This is a genomic window from Pseudomonas tremae, from assembly GCF_001401155.1.
Taxonomy (GTDB): Bacteria; Pseudomonadota; Gammaproteobacteria; order Pseudomonadales; family Pseudomonadaceae; genus Aquipseudomonas; species Aquipseudomonas tremae.
This window is the reverse complement of the sequence record NZ_LJRO01000424.1, coordinates 1-358: the sequence shown is the minus strand read 5'-3', so window position 1 is coordinate 358 and position 358 is coordinate 1. Positions and strand designations below refer to the sequence as shown.

Annotated in this window: 1 protein-coding gene; it reads left to right on the top strand. The window is 57.8% G+C overall.

Annotated elements, in window-relative coordinates:
* Nucleotides 1-3: 3 nt before the first annotated feature.
* Nucleotides 4-348 (top strand): DUF4389 domain-containing protein, encoded by a 345-nt coding sequence (locus tag ALO43_RS23020; protein WP_002552992.1) that lies wholly within the window; start codon nucleotides 4-6, stop codon nucleotides 346-348.
* The last annotated feature ends 10 nt before the right edge of the window (nucleotides 349-358 follow it).

Genomic DNA, 358 nt, shown 5'->3' with positions numbered 1-358 from the left:
GTCTTGAACGAGTCGAAAATCCAGCATAACGAATCGATCCTGCTGCGCATTCTATGGATGCTGCTGTTTCTGGGTGTATGGCACGTTGCACAGATCATTCTGGCGGGCGTAGTGCTGGTGCAATTGGTTTATCGCCTTATCTATGGCGCGCCGAATGGCGGCCTGATGAGTTTCGGCGACAGTATCAGCCAGTACCTGGCCCAGATTGGTCGTTTCGGGACGTTTCACAGCGACCATAAGCCCTGGCCCTTCGCCGACTGGCCAGCGCCGCGCGCTCCTGAAGGCGAGGCGGCTCATCATGTTCCGCCAGCGCCGCATCCGGTGCGTGACGAAGAGCCAAAACTGTGAAGGTCTGGGT